Below are 22,916 nucleotides of genomic sequence, written 5' to 3'. Positions count from 1 at the left end.
CCACGGCATCTGAGGGAGGGATGGCACCACCAACCCAGTTCCCCCAATCCCGCCTGCAACGGCAGCTGGCCCTGCTGAGCGCCCACCTGGTGGTTGCCCTGGTGGCCCTGGTGGGCATCGGCGGTGCCACCCGCGTCATGGAGGCGGGCCTGGCCTGTCCCGACTGGCCCCTCTGCTACGGCTCGCTGCTGCCACGGCGGCAGATGAACGTGCAGGTGTTCTTGGAGTGGTTCCACCGGCTCGATGCCTTTCTCGTGGGCGTGGCGGTGCTGGTGCTGTTCGGCGCCTCCCTGCTGCAGCGCCGCCACCTGCCGGCCTGGCTGCCCTGGCTGGGGGGCGCCACCCTGGTGCTGGTGGCGGGCCAGGGCGCCCTCGGTGCCCTGACGGTGACCCAGCTGCTGCCCAGCGGCATCGTGAGCGCCCACCTGATCACGGCCCTCACCCTGGTGGCCCTGGCCAGCGGCATCCATCAGGGCCTGGTGGCCTCCGGGAATCTCGGCGCGGCCTCAACCCCTGAGGCCATCGAGGCTTCCGCTGCGCTCCACCCCTCCGGGGAGGAGGCTCCGGCCTGGTGGAGCTGGGTGTCGGGGAGTGCCCTGGTCGCCGTGCTGGCCCAGTGCCTGCTCGGCGGTCTGATGGCCACCCAGTGGGCCGCGGGCCGCTGCTTCGGCAGCGGCGAGGCCTGCGGCTGGCTGCTCGCCCATCGCCTCGGCGCCAATCCCGCCGCCCTGCTGGTGCTGGCCCTGCCGCTGCTGGCCCTGCTGCCCGGCTGGCCCCGTCGCCAGTTGCCCCTGGCCCTGGTCGCCGGCGGCCTGGTGGCCCTGCAGGTGGGCCTCGGCATCGCCAGCCTGCGCCTCACCCTGGCCGTGCCGGCCGTCACGGTGGCCCATCAGCTCACGGCCGCCCTGCTGGTGGCGGTGCTGGCCGCCCTCAGCGCCCGGGGGCTGCGGCGCCCCTCCCTATCCGCCTTCACCCCGCTGGAGCTCGCCTAGCCATGGTCACGGTTCCCACGGTCCCGTTCCCGGCGGCCTCGCCCGCCGCCCCCACGCCCGCCTCCGGCCTCAGCCGCGCCGACGTGGTGCCCTCCCGCGCCCGGGTGGCGCTGCCCCCCTGGCTGGAGATCGCCAAGCCGCGGCTGATCCCGCTGCTGCTCGCCACCACCCTGGGCGGCATGGCCCTCTCCGAGGGCTGGCCCCTGCCGGCGCCCCGGCTGGCCTGCACCCTGGGCGGTGGCGCCCTGGCCGCCGCCGCTGCCGGGGTGCTCAATTGCCTCTGGGAGCAGGAGCTGGACGGCCGCATGCTCCGCACCAGCGGCCGCGCGCTCCCCTCCGGCCGGCTCTCGGCCTCCACCGCCTTCGCCGTGGCGGTGGCCCTGGCCTGCGCGGCCTCGGCGCTGCTGGTGGGCGGCGTCAACTGCCTGGCGGCGGGCCTGTCGCTGCTGGGGCTGTGCAGCTACGTGCTGCTCTACACCGTGGTGCTCAAGCCGCGCACGCCCCAGAACATCGTGGTGGGGGGAGTGGCTGGGGCGATCCCGCCGCTGGTGGGGGCGGCCGCCGCCACGGGCCACCTGGGCCTGGGCAGCTGGTGGCTGTTCGCCCTGGTGATGGTCTGGACCCCCGCCCACTTCTGGGCCCTGGCCCTGCTGCTCAAGGACGACTACCGCTCGGTGGGGATTCCGATGCTGCCGGTGGTGAAGGGGACGGTGGCCACGGCCCGGGGCATCGCCGCCTACGCCATCGCCACCGTGGTGGTGAGCAGCCTCGGGGCGCTGGTGCTGCCCTCCGGCGGCTTGCTCTACGCCCTGCTGCTGCTGCCCTTCAACGGCCGGCTGCTGCAGATGAGCGGCCGGCTGCTGCAGGCCCCCGACGACCTGCAGCGGGCCAAGGGCCTGTTCCGCTGGTCGATCCTCTATCTCTTCGGCGTCTGCCTGCTGCTGCTGCTGGCGCGGCTGCCCCTCGGCGACCAGCTGGGCCAGCAGGGAGGCCAGCTCCTGGCGCTGATGGCCCCCGGGTTGGGGGGGACTTTCTAAATTGATCTCTTCTTTCGGCTGAGCGGAGTTCCCCGGCGGTGCCAGAAGCGGTGATCGAGCTCCAACAGGTGTCCAAGCGCTACGGCCGTGGCGATCGGGCCGTGACGGCCCTCCAGGAGCTGAACCTCTCGGTGCCCAAGGGCAGCCTCTACGGCCTGCTGGGGCCCAACGGCGCCGGCAAGACCACCAGCCTGCGGATCCTGGCCACCCTGCTGGCCCCCGATGCCGGCAGCGTGCGGGTGGCGGGCCTCGATGCCCTGGCCGATCCCCGCGGTGTGCGCGAGCGCCTCGGCTACGTGGCCCAGGAGGTGGCCCTCGACAAGATCCTCAGCGGCCGCGAACTGCTGCAGCTGCAGGGCTCCCTCTACCACCTGCCCAACGGCGAGCGCGACCGCCGCATTGCCGAACTCAGCGGCCTGCTGGGCATGGAGGACTGGATCGACCGCCGCTGCGGCACCTACTCCGGCGGCATGCGCCGCCGCCTCGACCTGGCGGCCGGACTGCTGCACCGGCCGGCGGTGCTGGTGCTCGATGAGCCCACCGTTGGCCTGGACATCGAGAGCCGCGCGGCGATCTGGCAGGTGCTGCGCCAGCTGCGCGATTCCGGCACCACGGTGCTGCTCAGCAGCCACTACCTGGAGGAGGTGGATGCCCTGGCGGACCGGCTGGCGATCCTCGATGGCGGCCGCGTGATCGCCGAGGGTCGCCCCAGCGAGCTCAAGGCCGCCCTGGGCGGGGATCGGGTCACCCTGCGGGTGCGGGAGTTCAGCGATGAGCCCGAGGCCCTGCGGGTGCAGGCCCTGGTGCAGGGCTGTGAGGGCGTGCGCCAGGTGGTGGTGAACCGCGCCCAGGGCTACTCCCTCAACCTCGTGGTGGAGCACGACGGCGTGATCGAGCAGTTGCGCGGGCAGCTGGCCGAGGCCCAGCTGCCGGTGTTCGCCCTGGCCCAGAGCCGTCCCAGCCTCGATGACGTGTATCTGCAGGCCACCGGCCGCACCCTGATGGACGCCGAGCTGGCCGTGGCTGGCAGCCGCGATCCCAAGGCGGAGCGCAAGCAGGCGATGCGCTGAGTTGTCGCCCGTGGGCCGGCAAGAGCCGGCGCCTGGATCCCCCCGATCGTTCCCCTGCTCCCTCCCCCTGCCATGACCAGCGCCACCCCCACCCTGCTCAGCCCGGTCGCCCCCGCCGAGGCGCCCCGTTCGGCCCTGGCGGAGCTCAGCCAGGAGACCCTGGCCCTCACCAAGCGCCTGTTCCTGCAGCTGGCCCGCCGCCCCTCCACCCTGGTGGCCGGGGTGCTGCAGCCGCTGATCTGGCTGGTGCTGTTCGGGGCGCTCTTCGCCAACGCCCCCGCGGGTCTGCTGCCGGATGGGATGAGCTATGGCCGCTTCCTGGGGGCCGGGGTGATCGTGTTCACCGCCTTCAGCGCGGCCCTCAACGCCGGGCTGCCGCTGATGTTCGATCGGGAGTTCGGCTTCCTCAACCGGCTGCTGGTGGCGCCGCTGCGGGCCCGCAGCTCGATCGTGCTGGCCTCGGTGCTCTACATCACCTCCCTGAGCCTGGTGCAGAGCCTGGCGATCATGGGCACCGCCGCGGCCCTCGGCTATGGCTGGCCCGGTGGCGTCGGCCTGGTGCTGGTGCTGGTGACGCTGCTGCTGCTGGTGTTCGCCGTCACGGCCCTGAGCCTGGGGCTGGCCTTCGCCCTGCCGGGTCACATCGAGCTGATTGCGGTGATCTTCGTGGCCAACCTGCCGCTGCTGTTCGCCAGCACCGCCCTGGCGCCGATTTCCTTCATGCCGGCCTGGCTGGGCTGGCTCGCCGCCCTCAATCCCCTTACCTTCGCGATTGAACCGATCCGTGCCGCCTACGCCGGCCAGTTCTCGCTCTCGGCGGTGGTGCTGGAGGCGCCCTACGGCTCCCTCAGTGCCGCCACCTGTCTGGCGGTGCTGGCGGTGCTGGCGGCGGGCCTGTTCCTGCTGATCCGCCCGCTGCTGGATCGCAAGCTCAGCTGAGCGCCCACCCCCCTGACGGAGCCCGCCCCGTGCGTCCCCCCACTCCCTCGCCCCTGGCCCGCCGAGAGGCCCTGCGGCAGCAGCTGGCCCTGGCCCTGACGCAACGGGATCGGAGCGCCGTGCTGCGCCTCTCGACCCAGTGGGTCCACCGCCACGGCGTGATCTCCCTGGAGCCGCTGATGCTGGATCTGGTGCCGGCCGAGCTGACCTCTGCGCCTGGTGAGGCGTCCACCTCCGAGCTGCTGGCGTGGTGGCGGCAGGTGCTGCACGAGCCGGTGGCCCAGGCTGAACCCCGCCAGGCCCCCGGAGAGGTCAGTCCCGCTCGGGAGCCCGCCGCGCCGGCAGTTCTCACCCTGAGCGCCCCATCTCCGAGCGGCCCATTCCAGAGCGACGCAACACCGAACGGCGCACGTTCGAGCGGCACACCACCGACTGGCGAACTAACGACCGGAGCCCGGGTTCTGCCCTTCCCCCAGGCCTCCGCCCGCCGCCGGCCCGCCCCGGCACCGGCCCATCCCGGTCTCGCCAGCCTGCGGGCCTGGCTGTCCGCGCCTGGGGTCGTGAGTGCCGAGGATCCCGGCGCCGCCGCTATCACCCCCGAGGACCTCGACCGTGCCGCCTGAGCTCGATGCGCGGCTCGCGCCCGCTGCCCTCGCCGGTGGGCTGATCGTGTCGGTGCAGGCGCCGGAGGGTTCGCCCCTGCGTCAGCCGGAGGTGATCGCGGCCATGGCCGAAGCCAGCCTGCGCAATGGCGCCATCGGCGTGCGCCTGGAGAGTCCGGAGCACATCGGCGCCGTGCGGCGGCGCTGCCCCGAGGCCCTGATCGTGGGCCTGTGGAAGCGCACGTTTGCCGACAGCCCCGTGTACATCACGCCGGGCTGGTCGGAGATCCAGGCGGTGTGGGCCGCCGGCGCCGACGTGATCGCCCTGGACGCCACCGAGCGCCCCAGGCCCGCCGGCCAGGATCTGGCCGCGCTGATCGCCCGGGCCACGACTGAACTGGGGGCCCCGCTGATGGCGGATGTGGATTCCGTGGCCAACGGCCTACGGGCCGCCGCCCTGGGCTGCCGCTGGGTGGGCACCACGCTCTACGGCTACACGGAAGCCACCGCCGCCCTCCGGCCGCCGGCCTGGGAGCTGCTGGCTCCGCTGCGGGCCCAGTTGCCCGAGGCTGTGGCCCTGATCTGTGAGGGCGGCATCGCCAGCGCCGACCAGGCCCGCCGGGCCTGCGAGGGGGGCGCCGATGCGGTGGTGGTCGGCACCGCCATCACGGGGGTGGACCTGCAGGTGGCCGCCTACGCCCGGGCCCTGGCACCGCGGGCCTGAACCGCCCGCCGGTAGGGCCCCAGGGGAAACTTTTCTGAACCTGCGTCCAGACTTGGCCGGACAGTGGTCAGACTGTCCCTGTGTCCGGTTCCCGAGAGGAGGTGCAGATGGGCTCCCTGCGTAGGCCCTGGCTGGCCCTGTCTGCCGTTCGACCCGGTGGAGCCGCTGCTGAGGCGCCCCAGAGCGGCGGCCAGCTGCATGCCGCCCTGCCGCTGGTGCTCGGCTCGCTGCTGGTCGCGATGCCCGTGGCCACCCTGCCGGGCCTGCCCGTCGCGGGTCTGCCGCTGGGAGAGGTGCAGGCCCTGAACCGGGAGCTGGGTCGGCTGTGCACCGATCCGCCGCGGCAGGCGCTGAGCGTCTGCCGCATCCACGCCCGCCTGGTGAAGGCCCTCTAGGGACGGGCCCCCCGGCTGGGGCTCACATCATGCCGGGCATGCCCATGCCGCCCATCCCCCCCATCCCGCCGGCCGGCGCCGCGGCGGCCGGTTCCGGCTTGTCGGCGATCACGGCCTCCGTGGTCAGCAGCAGCGAGGCCACCGACACGGCGTCCTGCAGGGCCAGGCGCACCACCTTGGCGGCATCGAGGATGCCGGCGGCCAGCAGGTCTTCGTAGACGCCGGTGGCGGCATTGAAGCCCTTGCCGCTGCGCAGGATCTCCTCGGCCACCACGTCGCCGTCGTGGCCGGCGTTGAGGGCGATCTGCTGGGCCGGTGCCGCCAGGGCCCTCCGCACGATCTCCACCCCCGTGCGCTCATCGCCCACCAGGCCCGCGGCGAGCCCATCCAGCTCGGAGGCCAGCTGCAGCAGGGTGCTGCCGCCGCCGGCCACGATGCCCTCCTCCACGGCGGCGCGGGTGGCGTTGAGGGCATCCTCGATGCGCAGCTTGCGGTTGCGCAGCTCGGTTTCGGTGGGGGCGCCCACCTTGATCACGGCCACGCCGCCGGCCAGCTTGGCGATGCGCTCCTGCAGCTTCTCGCGGTCGTACTCGGAGTCGGTGTCCTCCAGTTCGCGGCGGATGGCGGCCACCCGGTCGGCCACGGCGGCCTGGTGCTCACCGCTGGCCACGAGGGTGGTGCTGTCCTTGGTGATGGTGATGCGACGCACCCGGCCCAGGTCAGCCAGGGTCACCTTGTCGAGGGTCATGGCCCGGTCCTCGGCCACCAGGGTGGCGCCGGTGAGGATGGCGATGTCCTGCAGGGCGGCCTTGCGGCGCTCGCCGAAGGCGGGGGCCCGCACGGCGGCCACCTGCAGCACGCCGCGGTTCTTGTTCACCACCAGGGTGGCCAGGGCCTCGCCCTCCACCTCCTCGGCCAGGATCACCAGGGGCGAACCGCTGCGGGAGACGGCCTCCAGCACCGGCACCAGGTCGTTGATGGCGCTGATCTTGCGGTCGGTGACCAGCAGCAGGGCGTTGTCGAACTCGCAGACCTGGCGGTCGCCGTCGGTCACGAAGTAGGGGGAGCTGTAGCCCCGGTCGAAGGCCATGCCCTCGGTGATCTCCAGCTCGGTGGCCAGGCTGCGGCTCTCCTCCACCGTGATCACGCCGTCGGCGGTCACCTTGGCCATGGCCTCGGCGATCATGCGGCCCACCTCCTCGTCGCCGCCGGAGCTCACCGTGGCCACCTGGCGGATGGCGTCACCGGCCACGGCGCTGGCGCGGGCCTCGATGCCGGCCACCACCCGGGCGGCGGCCTTCTCCATGCCGCGGCGCAGGCCCACCGGGTTGGCGCCGGCGGCCACGTTGCGCAGGCCCTCGCGGGCCAGGGCCTGGGCCAGCACCGTGGCGGTGGTGGTGCCATCGCCCGCCTTGTCCTTGGTCTTGGTGGCGACCTGCAGCAGCAGCTTGGCGCCGATGTTCTCGAAAGGATCCTCGAGCTCGATCTCGCGGGCGATGGTCACGCCGTCGTTGACCACATCGGGGGCGCCGAACTTCTTCTCCAGCACCACGTTGCGGCCCTTGGGCCCGATCGTGACCCGCACCGCATCGGCCAGGCCATTGACGCCCCGCTCGAGGGCGGCGCGGGAGGCATCGGAGAACTTGATCAGCTTGGCCATCGTCTCGGCGGGCTGGGGGCTACTGGGGGCAGCGTCCCACGGCGACCGGGCCCCTGACTGGTGGGGAAAGCCGAATCGGCGGGGGTGGCGGCGGCCGGGCAAGGGCGGCGCCGACCGCCTTGGCGTGAACAGCCGTTGCGTGGATAGCAGTGGCGTGGACAGCCGTGGCGCGGGCAGCGCTGCTCCCCGGGGCCGGGCCCGATAGGGTGCCGGCCATGGAGGACATCCTCACCGACAACCTGGCCGATGCCCTGGGCGGACCCCTCAGCGAGGCCCTCGCCAACCCCGTGGGCGGCAGCAATGCCATCGCCTTCCTGGTGATCGCCAGCTTCGGGGCGGGGATGGCCCTGATCTATGTGCCGCTGCGGCTGTTCCTCACGATCACGGCCCGCAGCCGGCGCCTGAAGCTGCTGCAGCGCATCCGCCGGCTGCGGGAGGAGCTCACCCAGCCCCTGGAGACCTGAAGCGGCCCTACGCCGCTCCGTGCAGCCCTCAGCGCATCACCATGCCGCCATCCACCTGCAGCACCTGGCCTGTCATGTAGGCGGCGGCGGGATCGGCGGCGAGGAAGCGCACGGCGCTCGCCACTTCCGCCGGCTGGCCCATGCGGCCCAGGGGGATCGCCTTGAGGATCGGCTCCTTGTCGAGCTCGGCGGTCATGTCGCTCTCGATGAAGCCGGGGGCCACGGCATTCACGGTGACGCCGCGGCTGGCGAACTCGGCGGCGCTGCTGCGGGTGAGGCCGATCAGGCCGGCCTTGGCGGCGCTGTAGTTGGCCTGGCCCGGGTTGCCCATCAGGCCCACCACCGAGGTGATGTTGATGATGCGGCCGCTGCGGGCCTTCAGCATGGTGCGGCTCACGGCGCGGGTGCAGAGGAACACGCCGGTGAGGTTGAGGTCGAGCACGCTCTGCCAGTCGGCCGTCTTCATGCGCATCAGCAGGCCGTCGCGGGTGATGCCGGCGTTGTTCACCAGCACGTCGAGGCGGCCCTCCTTCTCCAGCACCGCCTTCACCATCGCCTCCACCTGCTCCTCCTCGGCCACGTTGGCCTGGTGGGCCCAGGCCTGGCCGCCGGCCGCCTGGATCTCAGCCACCACCGCCTCGGCGGCGCCGGGGGAGCTGGCGTAGTTCACCACCACCGTGGCGCCGGCGGCGGCCAGTTCCCGGGCGATGGCGGCCCCGATGCCCCGGCTGGCGCCGGTCACCAGGGCGACCTGACCGGCGAGGGGGGCGGCGTGGGCCATGGGGCTGGGGGCGGAGCGTGCGCCCGCGAGCGTAGGCCGCGACTGGCGGTCGCCCCGCTGGCCGCCGTCCGGCCCCGCCAGCGCTCAGGCCTGCATGCTCTCCACGCCGGCCAGGGCCTCGCCCAGCAGCTCCCCGAAGCGCTCCAGCTGCTCGGAGCTGCCCAGCACGATCAGCAGCTGGCCCGGGCCGAGGCGCACGTCGCCGCCGGGGTTGGCGATCAGGGCCGGCTCATGGGCCTTGTAGGGGTTGCTCAGCAGCGACGGGGGGGTGCGGATCGCCAGCACCAGGGCGCCGCTGCGGCGACCGAGCTGCAGCTCCGCCAGGCTGCGGCCGTTTAGGGCCCCCAGCCGGGCCGGGTCGCGGCTGAGCTGGAACTCCTCCACCTCGCAGTCGGAGCCGGTCAGCAGCTCCATGAAGTTCACCGCCAGGGGCCGCAGCGCCGTGGCGGCCATGGTGCGGCCGCCCGCCACGTAGGGGCTCACCACCTGGTCGGCCCCGGCCAGCCGCAGCTTGCCCTCGGCCTCGGCGCTGTCGGCCCGGGCAATCAGGCGGCAGCGGGGCGCCAGGCCCCGGGCGCTCAGGGTCACGTAGAGGTTGGCGGCGTTGCTGGGCAGGGCCGCCACCAGGGCCCGGCAGTGGTGGATCCCCGACTCCTGCAGGGTCTCGTCGAGGGTGGCATCGGCCTGCAGCACCGTGAGGCCCCGCTGCTGGGCCTCGGCCACCCGCTCGGGGGCCATCTCCACGATCAGCAGGGGCACGTCCTCGGCGCAAAGCTGCTCGGCGATCTCGCGGCCGATGCGGCCATAGCCGCAGAGGATCACGTGGTTGTGCATGTGCTGCAGCTGCTGGCGGTAGCGGCGTTCCCGCAGGCGACGGAAGTAGCCGGAGTTGGCCAATTCCAGCAGGCTCTGGATGGTCAGCTGCACCACCACCAGGCCGCCCACGATCATCAGCGCCGTGACCAGGCGGCCCGAAGTGGTGAGCGGCGCCGTGCGCTCGTCGCTGAACCCCAGGGTGCTGAGGGTGATCAGCACCATCCAGTAGCAGTCGCCCCAGTCCCAGCCCTCGGTGATCCGGTAGGCGCCCGCGCCCAGGTTCACCAGCGACGTCAGCGCCAGCAGGGGGACGGCCCAGGGGCGGCCCCGCAGCAGGGCCCAGCCCCTCCCCAGGGGCCGCCGCCGCGCCTGGCCTTTGCCCCGGCGGAAGCGTCGCCCCAGGGGCCTCGGACTGGGTCGCTGGAGGTTGGAGCGCGGCGCGCTCATCCGAGCCCGAGGGCCCGCAGCACATCCGCCACCGCCAGCTCGCTCAGGCCGCCGCCCAGACCCTGCACCCCCTCACGGCCGGGCAGGCTGGCCGGATCGCGGCCCAGGGCCACCAGGGGGGTGCCGCTGAGCAGGGCCAGCTCCGTGGTGACCGGATCGCTGCTCAGCACCACATCGCTGCTGGCCACCTGGGCGGCGCGCTCCACCAGCGGGCCCGCGCCGGCCCGCAGCAGCCGCACGTCCGCGAGTTTGGCGCGCACCTGGCCGCCGAGCTGCTCCCATTGGGCGGCGGGCCAATCGTTGCTGCCACCGCCCGGCGCCAGCAGCAGGGCCGGACCCTGGCCGGCCGGCAGGGCCGCGGCGGCCTGCTCCAGGGCGGCCTTGGGCAGGCTGAGCCGGAAGGCGGTGGCATCCAGTTCCAGCCCCATGGCCCGCAGGTAGGGGGCGAAGGCCTGCTGGGGCCAGCCCGGCTCCGGCGTCACGGTGGCGGTGGCGGAGAAGCCGCCGGTTGCCACCCGGGTGGGGATGTGGCTCATCGAGAGCATCAGATCCACCTGGCGACCGCGGGCCAGGCTGATGCAGGCCTGGAAGTCGGGCTCGCGCACGTTGCCCAGCAGGTTGGCCCAGTCCGCCAGGGTGGGGCCGCCATCGAACCCGAAGGGGATCACCTTCTCCACCGCCGGCAGCAGCTTCCAGGCCGGTGCGGCCTCGGGGGCGCAGGCCACCTGCACCTGGGCCCCCAGCCGTGCGGCCACGGTGGCCGCCGCCGGGATCGCCTGAAGCTGGGAGTCGATGCCGCCCGGGAGCAGGAACAGAACGCGCATGGCGGCGGGCGGGCAGGCGGATCGCCGGCTGATTGTATGGATCACCTTGTATGACGCACCAACGTCATCACCCCTTGGAGACCGACTACTTGTGCATTTGCTGATCGCCGCCGCCGGCAGCGGCCGCCGCATGGGGGCCGAGCGCAACAAGCTGCTGCTCACGGTGGCGGGCCGGCCGGTGCTGGCCTGGACCCTGGACGCGGCCCTGGCCTGCCCGCTGATCCAGTGGATCGGCATCGTTGGCCAGCCCGTGGATGCGCTGGAGATCCAGGCCCTGGTGGCGGCCGCCCAGCCGGATCGGCCGGTGGTGTGGATCGAGGGGGGCGACACCCGCCAGGCCTCGGTGAGCAACGGCCTGGCGGCCCTGCCGGCGGACGCGACGGCGGTGCTGATCCACGACGGTGCGCGCTGCCTGGTGGATCCGGCCCTGATCGCCCGCTGCGCCGAGGCCGCGGCGGCGGGGGAGGCCGTGATCGCCGCCGCCCCGGTGACCGACACGATCAAGCGGGTGGACGGTGCCGGTCTGATTCAGGAGACCCCCGACCGCTCCCTGCTCTGGGGCGCCCAGACCCCCCAGGGCTTCCCGGTGGAGCAGCTGCGCCGCGCCCACGCCCGCGCCGAGGCCGAGGGCTGGAGCGTCACCGACGACGCCTCGCTGTTCGAGCGGCTGGGCTGGCCGGTGCGGGTGATCGAGGCGACCCCCGCCAACATCAAGATCACCACCCCCTTCGACCTCACGGTCGCCGAGGCGGTGCTGGCGGCACGAGGCTGAGCAGGCCGCGGTGGGCATCCAGCCGGGCCCGGGCCCCCACCGGCAGGGCGGCATTGCCCGGCCGGTGGCCCATGGGCAGGCCCGCCAGCACGGGGATGCCGAGGTCGGCGCTGCGCTCCCGCAGCACCTGCTCGCAGCTGAAGCGCTGCCCGCGGCGTTCCGCGGCCTTGGCCCCGGCGCCGCCAGCCTCGTCCTCCTCGTCCTCGTCCTCGTCGCAGCCGCTGAAGCTGCCGAAGCCGATCGCCGCCAGCTGCTGCAGGGCGCCCGCCAGGCGCCAGTGGGTGAGCATCCGCTCGATCCGGTAGGGGGCCTCGCCCACGTCCTCCAGCACCAGCACCGCCCCGCGCAGCTCCGGCAGGTGGGCGGTGCCCAGCAGGTGGGTGGCCACCGTGAGATTGCCCACCAGCAGGGGGCCCTCCACCACGCCGGCGCCGGGACCCCGGCTCCAGACCTCGCCGGTCAGCGGCTCGAGGGGCTCGCCGAACAGCAGGCGCCGCAGCCGCTCCTGGCTCCAGGCCGGCTCCGCCGCCAGGGTGGTGAGCAGGGGGCCGTGGATCCCGCCGGTCAGCCCGCGGGCCCAGCGGGACCAGAGCAGGGAGGTCACATCCGAGAAGCCCAGCAGCCAGCCGGCCGGCTGCTGCAGGGGCTGCTCCAGCAGCCGCGCCGCGCCCCAGCCGCCGCGCACGCAGGCGGTGAGCGGGGCGGCCGCCGCTGCTTCGAGGTCGGCGCGGCGCTCCGGATCGCCTCCGGCCAGGTAGCCCCAGCGCCGTAGCGGGCTGGGGTGGGGCTCCACCACCAGGCCCCAGCTCGCCAGCACGGCGCTGCCGGCCTCCAGCCGCTCGGTGTCGTCGAGGGCGGAGCTGGCGGCCGCCAGCCGCACGCGATCGCCGGGGCGCAGCGGCGCCGGCCAGTCCTGGGGGTTGCTGGGCACCGCCGAGGGCCGGCTGCCGGGGTCCGTCATGGAAGCCGGCCGACCACGAGGGCCAGCAGCAGCAGGCCCCCCAGCCACACCTGGTGGCGGAAGTGCAGGCCGTAGGCCGAGCGGGGCAGGTCCGGCCGGCGCAGGCGCCAGGCCTCCCGCAGCATGCCGCCGGCGGCCAGCAGCCCCAGGGGCCAGAACGCTGGGCCCAGCCCCTGCAGGGCCGCGGCCAGGGCCAGCAGCAGGGCCGTGGCGCCGTAGCAGAGGGCCACGGCGGCGGGGGCGCGCTCGCCCAGGCTGAGGGCACTGCTGCGCACCCCCAGCTGCCGGTCGTCCTCCCGGTCGCTCATGGCGTACACCGTGTCGAAGCCGAAGGTCCACAGCAGGCAGGCCAGCCAGGTGCAGGCCAGGGGCCAGCCCCCCGCCAGCGAACCGCTGGCGGCGGCCCAGGGGATCAGCACCGCGAAGCCCCAGCACAGGGCCAGCACCGCCTGGGGGTAGGCGAACCAGCGCTTGGCGGAGGGGTAGAGCAGCACCGGCGGCAGGGTGGCCAGGGCCAGGGCCAGGCACAGGCCCCGGCTGGCGGGCGGCAGGCCCCAGAGCACCACCGCCAGGGCCGCCAGCAGGCAGAGCAGCAGCAGCACCAGGGCCCCGGCCACGCCGATGCGGCCGCTGGCCAGGGGGCGCTGGCGGGTGCGCTCCACCTGGGGGTCGATGCGCCGGTCCCAGAGGTCGTTGGCCACGCAGCCGGCGCCGCTGACCGCCAGCCCCCCCAGCACGATCCAGCCCACCAGGGGGGCCGGCGGCGGGGCGCCGGGCTGCAGCCACAGGCTCCAGCCGGCCGGGATCAGCAGGATCAGGCGGCCACTGGGCTTGTCCCAGCGCAGCAGACCCAGCCAGGCCCGGAGCAGGCCGCCCGGGCCGGCGGTGGCGGGTGCTGGGGCGGAGGCCACGGGCGGGCGGATGGAGGCGTCGTGGCCGGCACCCTAGGGCGGTCGGCTGCGGGCGGAGCCCCAGGCCCTCGCGCCGCGGGCTCCATCGGGCGGCGCCCCGCCCTGGGGGCCTTGGGGCCTGTGCCCCGGCCCCCAGGCCCGCCAGGGCCTACGCCTCGCGGCGGAGGCCCCACCCAGCAGTGGCAAAGTGGGCGCCACCGCCGCGTGGTTGGCCGCGTGACCGTCACCCCCAGCAGCGCCGCGCCGGCCAACGGCCAGCGCCCCGTGGCCGCCATCGACATCGGCACCAACTCCATTCACCTGCTGGTGGCGGCGGTGGATCCGGAGCTGCGCAGCTTCTCGGTGGTGCTCACCGAGAAATCGGCCACCCGCCTGGGGGAGCGCGATCCCGAAACGGGCGACCTCAGCCCCGAGGCGATCGAGCGGGCCTTCATCACCCTGCGTCACTGCCGCGAGCTGGCCGCCAGCCACGGCGTGGACCTCGGCGACATCCTCACCGCCGCCACCAGCGCCGTGCGCGAGGCGCCCAACGGCCGCGAGTTCCTGCAGTCGGTGCAGGAGCAGCTGGGCCTGGAGGTGGACCTGATCAGCGGCCCGGAGGAGGCGCGGCTGATCTACCTCGGCGTGCTGTCCGGTATGGCCTTCGGCGAGCAGCCCCACCTGATCCTCGACATCGGCGGCGGGTCCACCGAGCTGATCCTGGCGGATGGGCGTGACGCCCGCGCCCTGACCAGCACCCGCGTGGGGGCGGTGCGGCTGCAGCGGGATTTCGTCAGCGAGGACCCGCTGTCGCCCAAGCGCCGCCAGTTCCTGCGGGCCTTCATCCAGGGCTCCCTGGAGCCCGCCGTGCTCAAGGTGAAGGAGCGGCTGGAGCCGGGGGAGGTGCCGGTGATGGTGGGCACTAGCGGCACGGCCATGGCCGTCGCCGCCATGGCGGCCGCCGAGGATCCGCGGCCGCCGCTGCGGATGCAGGGTTACCGGCTCAGCCGCGAGCGGCTTGATGGCCTGGTGGCGCGCCTGCTGGAGATGACGCCCGACCAGCGCAGGGCCCATCCGGCCCTCAACGAGCGGCGGGCCGAGATCATCGTGCCCGGCGCTCTAGTGCTGCAGACCGCCATGGCCATGCTCGGGGCCCGGGAGCTGGTGATCAGCGAACGGGCCCTGCGCGAGGGCCTGATCGTCGACTGGATGCTGCGCAAGGGGCTGATCGTCGACCGCTTCGCCTTCCAGAGCAGCATCCGCCAGCGCACGGTGCTGCACCAGGTGCAGCGCTACGGCGTGGACCAGACCCGGGCCGAACGGGTGGCCGGCTACGCCCTCAGCCTCTACAGCCAGACCCGCGGGATCCTCCACCACGACGACGGCAGCGGCCGCCAGCTGCTCTGGGCCGCGGCGATGCTGCACAGCTGCGGCCAGCACATCAACCTCAGCGCCTACCACAAGCACAGCTGGTATCTGATCCGCCACGGCGACCTGCTCGGCTACGCCGAGAGCGAGCACCTGATGGTGGCCGCCATTGCCCGCTACCACCGCCGCAGCCTGCCCAAGAAGCGCCACGAGGCCTGGCAGCTGATCGAGGCCCGCGAGCAGCGGCGCACCGTGGCGGAGCTGGCGCTGCTGCTGCGCCTGGCCGTCGCCCTCGATCGCCGCCCCCAGGCCACCGTGGCCGGCATCCAGGTGCGGCCGGAGGGCGACCACGGTCTGCTGATCCGCCTGGAGCCGATGACGGCCGACGCCGACCTCAGCCTGGAGCGCTGGAGCCTGCAGGCCTGTGCCCCCGTGGTGCGCGAGGCCGTGGGGGTGGAGCTCAGGGTCGCGGAGCCGGCGCTGCCGTCCCGGCGGGCCTGAAGCTCCACCAGCGGATCTGTTCAATGGGCCCCAGGACCCGGGCCGGGCCGGCCCCCACGCGGGCGGTCACCAGGTCGGGCCGGCCGGCTCGCACCTCCAGCCCCCGGCCCAGGGGGAAGCTCCGCTCACCCCGGACGGTGCCCTCAAACAGCGTGGTGCCATCGGCCGAGCGCACCGCCAGCCAGCTGGGTTCGGCGCTGCGCAGCACCAGCTCCGTGGCGCTGCTGGCGGTGGCTGTCGCGCCCTCCGGGAGTCCTGCGGCCGTCGGGGCCGGGCGGGTTGGTTCCCCGGTGCTGGCGGTCTGGGCCTGGGGGTTGGCCGGGCTGTCACCGGCCCGCCGGAGGGTCCACCAGCCGGCGGCGGCCAGGGCCGCCACCAGGGCGGTGGCCGTCAGCAGAGCCAGGGCCTGGGGCCGGGGCCCGGCTCCCCCCCGCCCCTGCCCTGCTCGCCGCTGGCCTGGCGGCAGGGCCTGAGCCCAGCGGCGCCCCTCGGGGGCCTGGCGGCTGCGGGCCTCGCCCCCGCCAGAGCGGGGCAGGGGAGCGGCCCGCTGCGGTGCCTCCAGCGCCCGCAGCGGCTCCACCAGGGGGGCCACATCGAGGCCCAGGCTGGAGGCGACCCGGCGGGCCTGGGCGATCACGAACACCGGTTCCGGCAGGCGACTGCGGTCAGCGGTCTCCAGGGCCTCCAGCTGCTCCACGCCCATGTGCAGCTGGCCGGCCAGGGTGGCGCGATCCAGGCCCCGGGCCTGGCGGGCCTCCAGCAGGCTGGTGCCGAGCTGAACCAGCGGGTCGCCGGCCTGCTGGCGTTCGCTGCCCGGCTCCGCGTCTGCACCCGGTGGGGCGGCAGCGGTGTTCGGCGGGGCTGGATCGCCTGCACGCATGGGCACTCCCCGGCCGCGGCCGCATCGACAATGGCCGCATTGTCACGTGAAATCCCCACCTGTGCAGCACCCGGGGCTGCGCCGGTGCGCCGGCACCCCTGAAAAGCAAGAAAGCCCCTGCAGCGCAGGGGCTTTGAATGGGCGATACTGGATTCGAACCAGTGACCCCTTCCGTGTGAAGGAAGTGCGCTACCGCTGTGCTAATCGCCCGCACCCCCAGACTTTAGAACATCGGGGTTCCGGCCCTGGCGGAGTCCCTGGGGCCGGGCCGGCCGGTTAGGCCGCGCCGCCCCGGAACAGGTGGTGGTGGCTGGCCGAGTAGAGCTTCGAGCGCGCCTCCCCGGGCGCCGCCAGCGCCGGACTGACGATGTAGAGGGTGGTGCGGATCAGCTGGCGCTCCTGGCTCACCGCCGCCATGGCGCTGAGGGGCACCACGCTCAGCCACTGGTCGGGCCAGCTCACCCGATAGCCGATGGCCACGGGCGTGTCGGCGGGGTAGTGGCGCAGCAGCTCGGCCTGGACCTCCTCCACATGCCGGGCACTGAGATAGAGGCACAGGGAGGCCCCCAGGGCGGCCAGGTGGGCGATCGATTCGCGCTCCGGCACGCCGGTGCGGCCACCGGCCCGGCTGAGCACGATCGTCTGAACCAGACCCGGAATGGTCAGCTCGCTGCTGAGGGCAGCGGCGGTGGCCTGGTAGGCACTCAGGCCCGGCACCACCTCCACGGCGATGTCCGCATCGGCCAGTCGGCAGAGCTGTTCGTTGAGGGCGCTGTAGAGGGCTGTGTCGCCATCGTGCAGCCGCACCACCCGCTTGCCGGCCTGGGCCCTCGCGATGATCACGGCCATCAGCTCCTCAAGGGTGAGGGTGCTGGTGCGCAGCCGCTCGCAGTCCGGCGGCGCCAGGGCGGCGATCTGGGGATTCACCAGGGAATCGGTCCACACCAGCACCTCCGCCGTCTCGACCGCCCGCAGGGCCCGCTGGGTCATGAGGTCGGGGGCGCCGGGGCCGGCCCCGACGATCCAGACCTTGCCGCGGCTCGCGGCCTCCTGGCCCGCACCGTCCGGGCGGTTGGGGCTGTCAGCTGGACCGCCCGCGGCGCCGTTGCCGGCGGGGTGGGTGTTGCTCGGGCTGGCGCTCAAGGGGTTGCTCCGCCGTTGGGATTGGCACTGGCCACGCCGCTGGGATCGGGCAGGGCGCGGCCGCGGCCGTAGAGCCACCACAGGCCCAGGCCACCGGCGGCGATCAGCAGCAGGCTCACCAGCTGGGCCATGCGCAGCCCGCCCTCACAGAAGGGGGGCAACCCCACCAGGCAGAGCGGATCGATGCGCAGCCCCTCGATCCACACCCGACCCGTGCTGTAGCTGAGCAGGTAGACGCAGCTGAGGGCACCGGCCGGCAGCTGGATCCTGCCCCGTTGCCCGAGGCCGAACAGCAGGAGCAGAAGGGCGAACACCCCCAGGTTCCACAGCGACTCGTAGAGGAAGGTGGGGTGGAAGCCGCTCTGGTCGAGGAACTCCACCGGCCGGTTGGCGAAGGGGATGGTGAGCTTCCAGGGCAGGTCGGTGGGCAGACCGAAGGCCTCGGAGTTGAAGAAGTTGCCCCAGCGGCCGATCGCCTGACCCAGGGCCACCGAGGGCACCAGCACATCCAGCAGGGTCCAGAAGGGGATCCGGCGCCAGCGGGTGTAGAGGATCAGGGCCAGGGTGCCGCCGATCAGGGCGCCGTGGATGGCGATGCCGCCGCGCCAGATCGCCAGGGCATCCAGCCAGTTCAGCTGGTACTGGCGCCACTCGAAGGCCACGTAGTAGAGGCGGGCACCCACCACGGCGGCCAGCACCAGGATCGGCAGCAGGTCGGCGATCACCGCCGGATCGATGCCCCGGCGCTGGCCCAGGCGGGTGGCCACCAGCAGCCCGAGCAGCACCGCCAGGGCGATCAGCAGGCCATACCAGCGCAGGGAAAAGGGCCCCAGCTGGAACAGCAGGGGCCCGGGGGAGGTGAAGGTCCCGACCAGAGCCGGGACCGCAGCCAGGGTGTGGGGCATCAGATGCCTTCGGCGGCCTGCACTTTCTCCACCTGGCGCTTCTTGAGCACCAGCATGATCTGGGCCACCACGATGCTGGCGAAGAAGGCCAGCAGGCCATAGATGCGAACGGGGTTCTGCAGCACCACCTCGGCATCCAGCTGGCCGAAGCCACCCACGTTGGGGTCGTTGGTGAGGGGCGCACCGGCGCTGACGCTCTCGCCCGCCTGGACGATCACGCTGGGGCCGGCGGGGATCACGTCGCTGACGCTGTTGCCGTCGGCGGTCTGGATGACCACCACGGAGCCGCCGTTCTCGCCGGCGTCCACGGACTGGACGGTGCCGGCCACAGAGGCGTTGAACACGCCGTTGTTGCTCTTCTCGCCGGTGGGGTACACCTGGCCGCGGCCGCGGTTGCCGCCCACGTGCAGCTGGTACTTGCCGAAGTGGATGGCGCTGTCGGTGGCGGGATCAGGCGAAAGGATCGGGAAGACGATCGTCTGGTGCTGGTCGCCGGGCAGGGGGCCCACCAGCAGGATGTTGGGGTCGTTGTCGCTCCACTGGGTCACGTAGACGCCGGCGGTCTCCTCCTTGAGTTCCTCGCTGAGGCGATCGGCAGGGGCCAGCTTGAAGCCGTCGGGCAGCATCACCACGGCGCCCACGTTCAGGCCGGTGCGGCTGCCGTCGCCGGCCACCTGCTGCACGCTGGTGTCGTAGGGGATCTCCACTTCCACCTTGAACACCTCATCGGGGAACACGGCCTGGGGCAGTTCCACGTGGGTGGGTTTCTTGGCCAGGTGGCAGTTGGCGCAGGCCAGCTTGCCGGTGGCTTCGCGGGGGGTGGCGTAGTTCTGCTGGGCCCAGAAGGGGTAGGCCCAGCTGGCCTGGGGAGCCGCGAAGACGGCTCCGAGCACGAGCAGGGAGCTCAGCAGCAGTTGGAGGGAACGGCGCATGGGGCGGTCGGGGCGAGACGGGGACGGGGGGGAGGAGATCAGGCCCACCAGGGCTTCTCGCCGGTGCGGAAATCGGTTTCGGTCCACTGGCTGAGGAACACGTTGTCGCTCTCGACGGACACGTGGGCCAGGGCCAGGGAGAGGGGAGCAGGACCGCGCACCACCTTGCCGGTGGCGTCGTACTGGGAGCCGTGGCAGGGGCACATGAACTTGTTGGCGCCCTCGTTCCAGGGCACCACGCAGCCCAGGTGGGTGCAGATGGCGTTGATGCCGTAGCTGCCAATGGCATCGGCGCCCTCCACCACCAGATAGGTGGGGTCGCCCTTGAGGCCCTGCACCAGGCTGCGGTCGCCCTCCTTGTGGGTGCTGAGCCAGCCGCTGGCGGTCACCGCATTGCCGGCCGCATCCTTGGCGGTGGTGCCGCCGCCGCCGCCGGCGGCCTTGGGGGGGATGAAGTAGCTCACCACCGGATAGAGGGCACCCAGCGCCACGCCGGTGACCGACCCGAAGGTCAGCAGATTCATGAACTGCCGACGACCCATTCCGGGCACATCACCGCTGGACGAGGACGCTGGAATCTGGGTCATACGGGGCGGCTGGGGGTGGCCACTGCAACGTGGCGCCCATTATGAACCTTGCCCTCACCCGCCCGGCCCGGCGCCACCGGGCCCCGCCGTCAGCCTGCAACATGCTGTTGCGAGCCCCTTGCGCTCCACCGCAAGCCAGCCTTGTTCTTCGCTCCCGAATCCGGTCCCGCTCCCGGCGATGCCGCTCCCCTCAGTGCCCCTGAGGTGCTCGAGCTGCTGCGCAGCCGCTGGCAGGCCTCCTACGACCTGCAGCTGATCGTGCGGCGCGGCCGCCTCTACCTGCAGGTGATGTGGGCCTACCTGGAGCAGCAGTCGTTTCCGATGACCGCCGAGGCCTACGCCGAGCGGCTGGAGGAGCTGGTGGGGCAGCTCAATGGCCTGGGGGTAGCGGCCCAGGTGCGCCAGTGGCTCACCACCACCAGCGATCGCCCGCGGCTGGGCAAGGCCATGACCCTGGCGCTGGAGCTGCCCGAGGGCCGGGCCTCTGAATTCCTGATCTAGCCCTGGGCCGCCGCGGCCGGATCCCCGCGCGGCCCAGCGTTCAGCTGGCCGCAGCTGGGCGCAGGCCCCCGGCCAGGGCCGCCAGGGCCACGCCCACCAGATAGAGGGCGGTGATGGCCCCGGTGAGCAGCAGCATCGTCACCGGGTCGGTGGAGGGGGTGAGCACGGCCCCCGCCAGGGCGGCCACCAGCACCACCCAGCGCCAGGCCCGCAGCATCGTGGGGGCGCTCACCACCCCCAGGGCCGCCAGCAGCAGCTGCAGCACCGGCAGCTGGAAGGCCAGGGCCGTCGCCACCATCAGCAGCAGCACGAAGTCGAGGTAGCGCTCGATCGACCACAGCGGCTCCACCACATCGGCGCCGTAGCTGACCAGGAAGCGCAGGGCCGCCGGCACCAGGGCCCACCAGGCGAAGGCCAGCCCGGCCGCGAACAGCAGGGCGGAGCCCGCCACCGCCGGCGCCACCAGCCGCCGCTCACGCCGGGTGAGGCCCGGCAGCACGAAGCCCAGGCCCTCGTAGAGCACCCAGGGCAGGGCCAGGCTGAGGCCGGCATAGCCCGCCACCTTCAGCGACACGAACAGAAATTCGCCCGGGGCCAGCTGCAGGAAGCGGATGCCCTGGGCGGGCACCTCCAGCAGCCGTACCAGCGGCCGCACCAGCACCAGGCAGCCCGCCGCCGCCAGCACCACCGCCAGCAGGCTGCGCAGCACCCGGCGCCGCAGTTCCTCCAGGTGATCCACCAGGCTCATCTCCACCTCGCCCGGGAAGTCATCCGGGCCCAGTGGTTGCGCCGCCTGGAGGGGCTGGTCCGCCGCAGGCGGCGGGATCCGGATCGGGGCCGGGGCGCTGACCGGGGCCGGCGGGGTGTCGGGCTTGGCTGGACTGTCGGTGTCGCTCATGGCTCTGGATCCCGCCCGAGGCTAGGGACTGCCCCCAGCAGGGCCAGGGCCCGGCCCGGCTCCGCCCACAGCACCGTGCCGCCCCGGTGGCGCACGGTGCCCGCCGCGGCGCCGGGAATGCGCTGCAGCTCGTCGGTGGGCACCATCACCACCGCCACCCGGGCATTGCCGCGGGCGCGGCTGAAGTGGGCGGCCAGGGCGGCGGCGTCCTCCAGGTCGGCGTCGCCGGCGGGGGCCTCGGAGCCCTTGAGCACCACGTGGCTGCCGGGGCATTCCTGGGCGTGGAACCAGAGGTCGCCGCGGCGGGCCTGGCGCAGGCTGATCCACTCGTTCTGGCGGTGGTTGCGGCCCACCTGCAGCCGCAGGCCGCCGCCGCTGCGCAGCTCCAGGGGCTGGGGCTCACCGCCGCTGCGCTGGGCCCGCCGCGCGCGCCGGCCGCCCCGCCGCCCCGCCAGCAGCTCCTGGCATTCCTCCTCCAGGGCATCGAGCTGCCGCTCGAGTTCCGCCCCGTCGTGGCCTGGATCCGCCGCCAGGTCGACCCCCAGCTGGTCGAGGTAGGTGAGGCTGGCCTCCAGCTGGGCCAGGCGCTGGTCGTGCTGATCCAGGCGGGGCGTGATCGCGGCCACCGAGCGGCGCAGCTTGCGGGCGCGCCGGTAGAGGCGCTGGGCCTCGTCGATCTGCTCCCGGTTCGGTGCCGCCAGGCAGAGCAGGGCATCGGCCTGCCGCTGCAGGGCGTCGCTGTTCTCCACCTGATCCAGCAGGCTCTGCTGCTGCTGCCGCTGCTGCCGTTCGCGCTCCAGGGCCTGGCCCAGCTGCTGGCCCAGGCTGTGCAGCCGCTGGCGCCGCTGGCGGCCGCCCAGCTGCTGGCGGTGGTAGGCCGCCAGGAACGCATTGATGCCAGCGGCCGGCGAGGCGGCTGAGGTGGCGGCTGACGGGCTGGCGGGCGTCGGGGGCCGCTCGGGTGCGGTGGTCGCGTCCGGGTCGGGCCAGCAGCGGTAGGCGGTGGCCCCGCCGGCCGCGACGGCGAACGCCTCGGCGTCCAGGGCGCTGAGCCAGGCCCGCCAGCGCCGCCAGAGTCCCTGCCACTCCTCCGGGGTGAGGCTGTCCACCGGGCGCGCCAGCAGCGCCGCGGCCTCGGGCTGGCGGTCGCCGGCCAGCTGCAGGGCCAGGGCCGGGCTGACGCCCTGGTAGCTGTCCAGCAGGGCCCGCTTCAGGGTCAGCGGCAGTAGCTGCAGCTGGGCCTGCCAGTGCTCAAAGCTCTCCCCCAGGCTCGGCAGCCGGCCCGCCGGCGCTGGTGGCGGTGTGTAGGCGTCGCCGGTGCCGATCGGCCGCAGCCGCGACTGGCGCTCGCGCACCTGGCGGGCGGCCGCCACCACCCGGCGGTCCTCGTCGAGCAGGAAGAGGTTGCTGTGGCGTCCCATCAGCTCCACCACCAGGGTCCGCTGGATCGGTTCCCCGGGGCGGGGCGCGAAGCCCAGCTCCACCACCCGCTCCCAGCCGGGTTGCCGCAGCTCCACCAGCGCCAGGCCCCCGAGGCCGTGCTGCAGCTGTTGGGCCAGGGTGCTGCCGTCGCCGCCCCGGGCGGGCGGATCGATCGCCAGCAGCCGCGGCGCCTCCGCCAGCCAGCTCAGCTCCAGCCAGGGGCGCCCCGCCAGGCTGCGGAAGCCGAGCTGCAGGGTGTGGGCATCGCTCTGCTGGGCCTTTTCAAAGCGGCTGGGCACCAGCAGGGGCCGCAGTTCGGCCAGCACCGCCCGCAGGGCGGTGAGGTCCATGGCCTGGAGGGTCGGCGGGGCCATGGGGCGGGGTGAAGCCACACCTACTCTGCAG

24 protein-coding genes and 1 tRNA gene are annotated in these 22,916 nt (G+C 73.7%); 11 read left to right on the top strand and 14 right to left on the bottom strand.

Annotation, left to right across the window (positions count from 1 at the left end; genetic code table 11):
* The first annotated feature begins 20 nt into the window (after window positions 1–20).
* The 7 genes from ACLV7J_RS03310 (at window position 21) to ACLV7J_RS03280 (ending at window position 5,759) form a co-directional block, all read left to right on the top strand.
* Complete coding sequence (locus ACLV7J_RS03310) at window positions 21–992, top strand: COX15/CtaA family protein (protein WP_411867705.1); 972 nt, start codon at window positions 21–23, stop codon at window positions 990–992.
* A 2-nt stretch (window positions 993–994) separates the two neighbouring features.
* Window positions 995–2,029: a heme o synthase gene (locus ACLV7J_RS03305; protein ID WP_411867704.1), complete on the top strand. Its 1,035-nt coding sequence runs from the start codon at window positions 995–997 to the stop codon at window positions 2,027–2,029.
* Window positions 2,030–2,079: 50 nt separating this feature from the next.
* Window positions 2,080–3,099, top strand: coding sequence for an ATP-binding cassette domain-containing protein (locus ACLV7J_RS03300; protein ID WP_411867703.1), 1,020 nt, complete (start codon window positions 2,080–2,082; stop codon window positions 3,097–3,099).
* Window positions 3,100–3,171: 72 nt separating this feature from the next.
* The gene (locus ACLV7J_RS03295) at window positions 3,172–4,038 is read left to right on the top strand and encodes an ABC transporter permease (RefSeq protein ID WP_411867702.1); all 867 of its coding nucleotides are present in this window, start codon (window positions 3,172–3,174) and stop codon (window positions 4,036–4,038) included.
* A gap of 29 nt (window positions 4,039–4,067) precedes the next feature.
* Complete coding sequence (locus tag ACLV7J_RS03290; protein ID WP_411867701.1) at window positions 4,068–4,661, top strand: hypothetical protein; 594 nt, start codon at window positions 4,068–4,070, stop codon at window positions 4,659–4,661.
* Complete coding sequence (locus ACLV7J_RS03285; protein ID WP_411867700.1) at window positions 4,651–5,364, top strand: N-acetylmannosamine-6-phosphate 2-epimerase; 714 nt, start codon at window positions 4,651–4,653, stop codon at window positions 5,362–5,364. The genes ACLV7J_RS03290 and ACLV7J_RS03285 overlap by 11 nt, the downstream gene beginning before the upstream one ends.
* 80 nt (window positions 5,365–5,444) lie before the next feature.
* A complete protein-coding gene (locus tag ACLV7J_RS03280; protein WP_411867699.1) occupies window positions 5,445–5,759 on the top strand; it encodes a hypothetical protein in 315 nt (104 codons plus the stop codon).
* A gap of 22 nt (window positions 5,760–5,781) precedes the next feature.
* Here the strand turns inward: ACLV7J_RS03280 and groL are convergent, their stop codons facing one another.
* A complete protein-coding gene (gene groL, locus ACLV7J_RS03275; RefSeq protein WP_411867698.1) occupies window positions 5,782–7,419 on the bottom strand; it encodes a chaperonin GroEL in 1,638 nt (545 codons plus the stop codon).
* Window positions 7,420–7,634: 215 nt separating this feature from the next.
* Between groL and ACLV7J_RS03270 the strand changes: the two genes are divergently transcribed.
* Window positions 7,635–7,883, top strand: coding sequence for a hypothetical protein (locus ACLV7J_RS03270; RefSeq protein ID WP_411867910.1), 249 nt, complete (start codon window positions 7,635–7,637; stop codon window positions 7,881–7,883).
* A gap of 28 nt (window positions 7,884–7,911) precedes the next feature.
* On the opposite strand, the gene fabG is transcribed toward ACLV7J_RS03270, so the two are convergent.
* The 3 genes from fabG to ACLV7J_RS03255 form a co-directional block, all read right to left on the bottom strand.
* Window positions 7,912–8,664 carry a 3-oxoacyl-[acyl-carrier-protein] reductase gene (fabG, locus tag ACLV7J_RS03265; protein ID WP_411867697.1) on the bottom strand — a complete coding sequence of 251 codons (753 nt, stop codon included), beginning with the start codon at window positions 8,662–8,664 and terminating at the stop codon, window positions 7,912–7,914.
* Between the two features lie 84 nt (window positions 8,665–8,748).
* Window positions 8,749–9,927: a potassium channel family protein gene (locus tag ACLV7J_RS03260; RefSeq protein ID WP_411867696.1), complete on the bottom strand. Its 1,179-nt coding sequence runs from the start codon at window positions 9,925–9,927 to the stop codon at window positions 8,749–8,751.
* Entirely contained in the window at window positions 9,924–10,751 is an 828-nt protein-coding gene (locus ACLV7J_RS03255) for a glycosyltransferase family 9 protein (protein WP_411867695.1), read from the bottom strand. Before ACLV7J_RS03255 ends, ACLV7J_RS03260 begins: the two co-directional genes overlap by 4 nt.
* Before the next feature lie 91 nt (window positions 10,752–10,842).
* Here ACLV7J_RS03255 and ispD point away from each other — a divergent pair, with 91 nt between their 5' ends.
* Entirely contained in the window at window positions 10,843–11,523 is a 681-nt protein-coding gene (gene ispD, locus ACLV7J_RS03250) for a 2-C-methyl-D-erythritol 4-phosphate cytidylyltransferase (protein WP_411867694.1), read from the top strand.
* Here ispD and ACLV7J_RS03245 read toward each other — a convergent pair.
* Window positions 11,486–12,484 (bottom strand): S66 peptidase family protein, encoded by a 999-nt coding sequence (locus tag ACLV7J_RS03245; protein ID WP_411867693.1) that lies wholly within the window; start codon window positions 12,482–12,484, stop codon window positions 11,486–11,488. The genes ispD and ACLV7J_RS03245 overlap by 38 nt on opposite strands.
* A complete protein-coding gene (locus ACLV7J_RS03240; RefSeq protein WP_411867692.1) occupies window positions 12,481–13,395 on the bottom strand; it encodes a 4-hydroxybenzoate polyprenyltransferase in 915 nt (304 codons plus the stop codon). The genes ACLV7J_RS03245 and ACLV7J_RS03240 overlap by 4 nt, the downstream gene beginning before the upstream one ends.
* Window positions 13,396–13,611: 216 nt before the next feature.
* Here ACLV7J_RS03240 and ACLV7J_RS03235 point away from each other — a divergent pair, with 216 nt between their 5' ends.
* On the top strand, window positions 13,612–15,243 hold the full coding sequence (locus ACLV7J_RS03235; protein ID WP_411867691.1) for a Ppx/GppA phosphatase family protein: 1,632 nt from the start codon (window positions 13,612–13,614) through the stop codon (window positions 15,241–15,243).
* Here the strand turns inward: ACLV7J_RS03235 and ACLV7J_RS03230 are convergent.
* The 6 genes from ACLV7J_RS03230 to petC form a co-directional block, all read right to left on the bottom strand.
* Complete coding sequence (locus ACLV7J_RS03230; RefSeq protein WP_411867690.1) at window positions 15,203–16,123, bottom strand: RodZ domain-containing protein; 921 nt, start codon at window positions 16,121–16,123, stop codon at window positions 15,203–15,205. The genes ACLV7J_RS03235 and ACLV7J_RS03230 overlap by 41 nt on opposite strands.
* Window positions 16,124–16,261: 138 nt before the next feature.
* A tRNA-Val gene (locus tag ACLV7J_RS03225) sits at window positions 16,262–16,333 on the bottom strand.
* Between the two features lie 66 nt (window positions 16,334–16,399).
* Entirely contained in the window at window positions 16,400–17,146 is a 747-nt protein-coding gene (gene cobM, locus ACLV7J_RS03220; protein WP_411867891.1) for a precorrin-4 C(11)-methyltransferase, read from the bottom strand.
* A 116-nt stretch (window positions 17,147–17,262) separates the two neighbouring features.
* The gene (lgt, locus tag ACLV7J_RS03215; RefSeq protein WP_411867689.1) at window positions 17,263–18,171 is read right to left on the bottom strand and encodes a prolipoprotein diacylglyceryl transferase; all 909 of its coding nucleotides are present in this window, start codon (window positions 18,169–18,171) and stop codon (window positions 17,263–17,265) included.
* Window positions 18,171–19,103, bottom strand: coding sequence for a cytochrome f (petA, locus tag ACLV7J_RS03210; RefSeq protein WP_411867688.1), 933 nt, complete (start codon window positions 19,101–19,103; stop codon window positions 18,171–18,173). Before petA ends, lgt begins: the two co-directional genes overlap by 1 nt.
* A gap of 38 nt (window positions 19,104–19,141) precedes the next feature.
* Window positions 19,142–19,690: a cytochrome b6-f complex iron-sulfur subunit gene (gene petC, locus ACLV7J_RS03205; RefSeq protein ID WP_411867687.1), complete on the bottom strand. Its 549-nt coding sequence runs from the start codon at window positions 19,688–19,690 to the stop codon at window positions 19,142–19,144.
* Window positions 19,691–19,831: 141 nt separating this feature from the next.
* On the opposite strand from petC, the gene ACLV7J_RS03200 reads away from it, so the two are divergent.
* Window positions 19,832–20,191 carry a DUF3067 family protein gene (locus tag ACLV7J_RS03200; protein ID WP_411867686.1) on the top strand — a complete coding sequence of 120 codons (360 nt, stop codon included), beginning with the start codon at window positions 19,832–19,834 and terminating at the stop codon, window positions 20,189–20,191.
* A 40-nt stretch (window positions 20,192–20,231) separates the two neighbouring features.
* On the opposite strand, the gene tatC is transcribed toward ACLV7J_RS03200, so the two are convergent.
* Together tatC and ACLV7J_RS03190 are read right to left on the bottom strand one after the other, a co-directional pair.
* Window positions 20,232–21,089 (bottom strand): twin-arginine translocase subunit TatC, encoded by an 858-nt coding sequence (tatC, locus tag ACLV7J_RS03195; RefSeq protein WP_411867685.1) that lies wholly within the window; start codon window positions 21,087–21,089, stop codon window positions 20,232–20,234.
* Complete coding sequence (locus ACLV7J_RS03190; RefSeq protein WP_411867684.1) at window positions 21,086–22,885, bottom strand: NFACT family protein; 1,800 nt, start codon at window positions 22,883–22,885, stop codon at window positions 21,086–21,088. Before ACLV7J_RS03190 ends, tatC begins: the two co-directional genes overlap by 4 nt.
* Between the last annotated feature and the right edge of the window lie 31 nt (window positions 22,886–22,916).

This window comes from Vulcanococcus limneticus LL (assembly GCF_943369875.1).
In the GTDB taxonomy this organism is placed as follows: Bacteria; Cyanobacteriota; Cyanobacteriia; order PCC-6307; family Cyanobiaceae; genus Vulcanococcus; species Vulcanococcus limneticus_A.
Note: the sequence above shows the minus strand (reverse complement) of the source record. Positions and strands in the feature narration are given on the sequence as shown.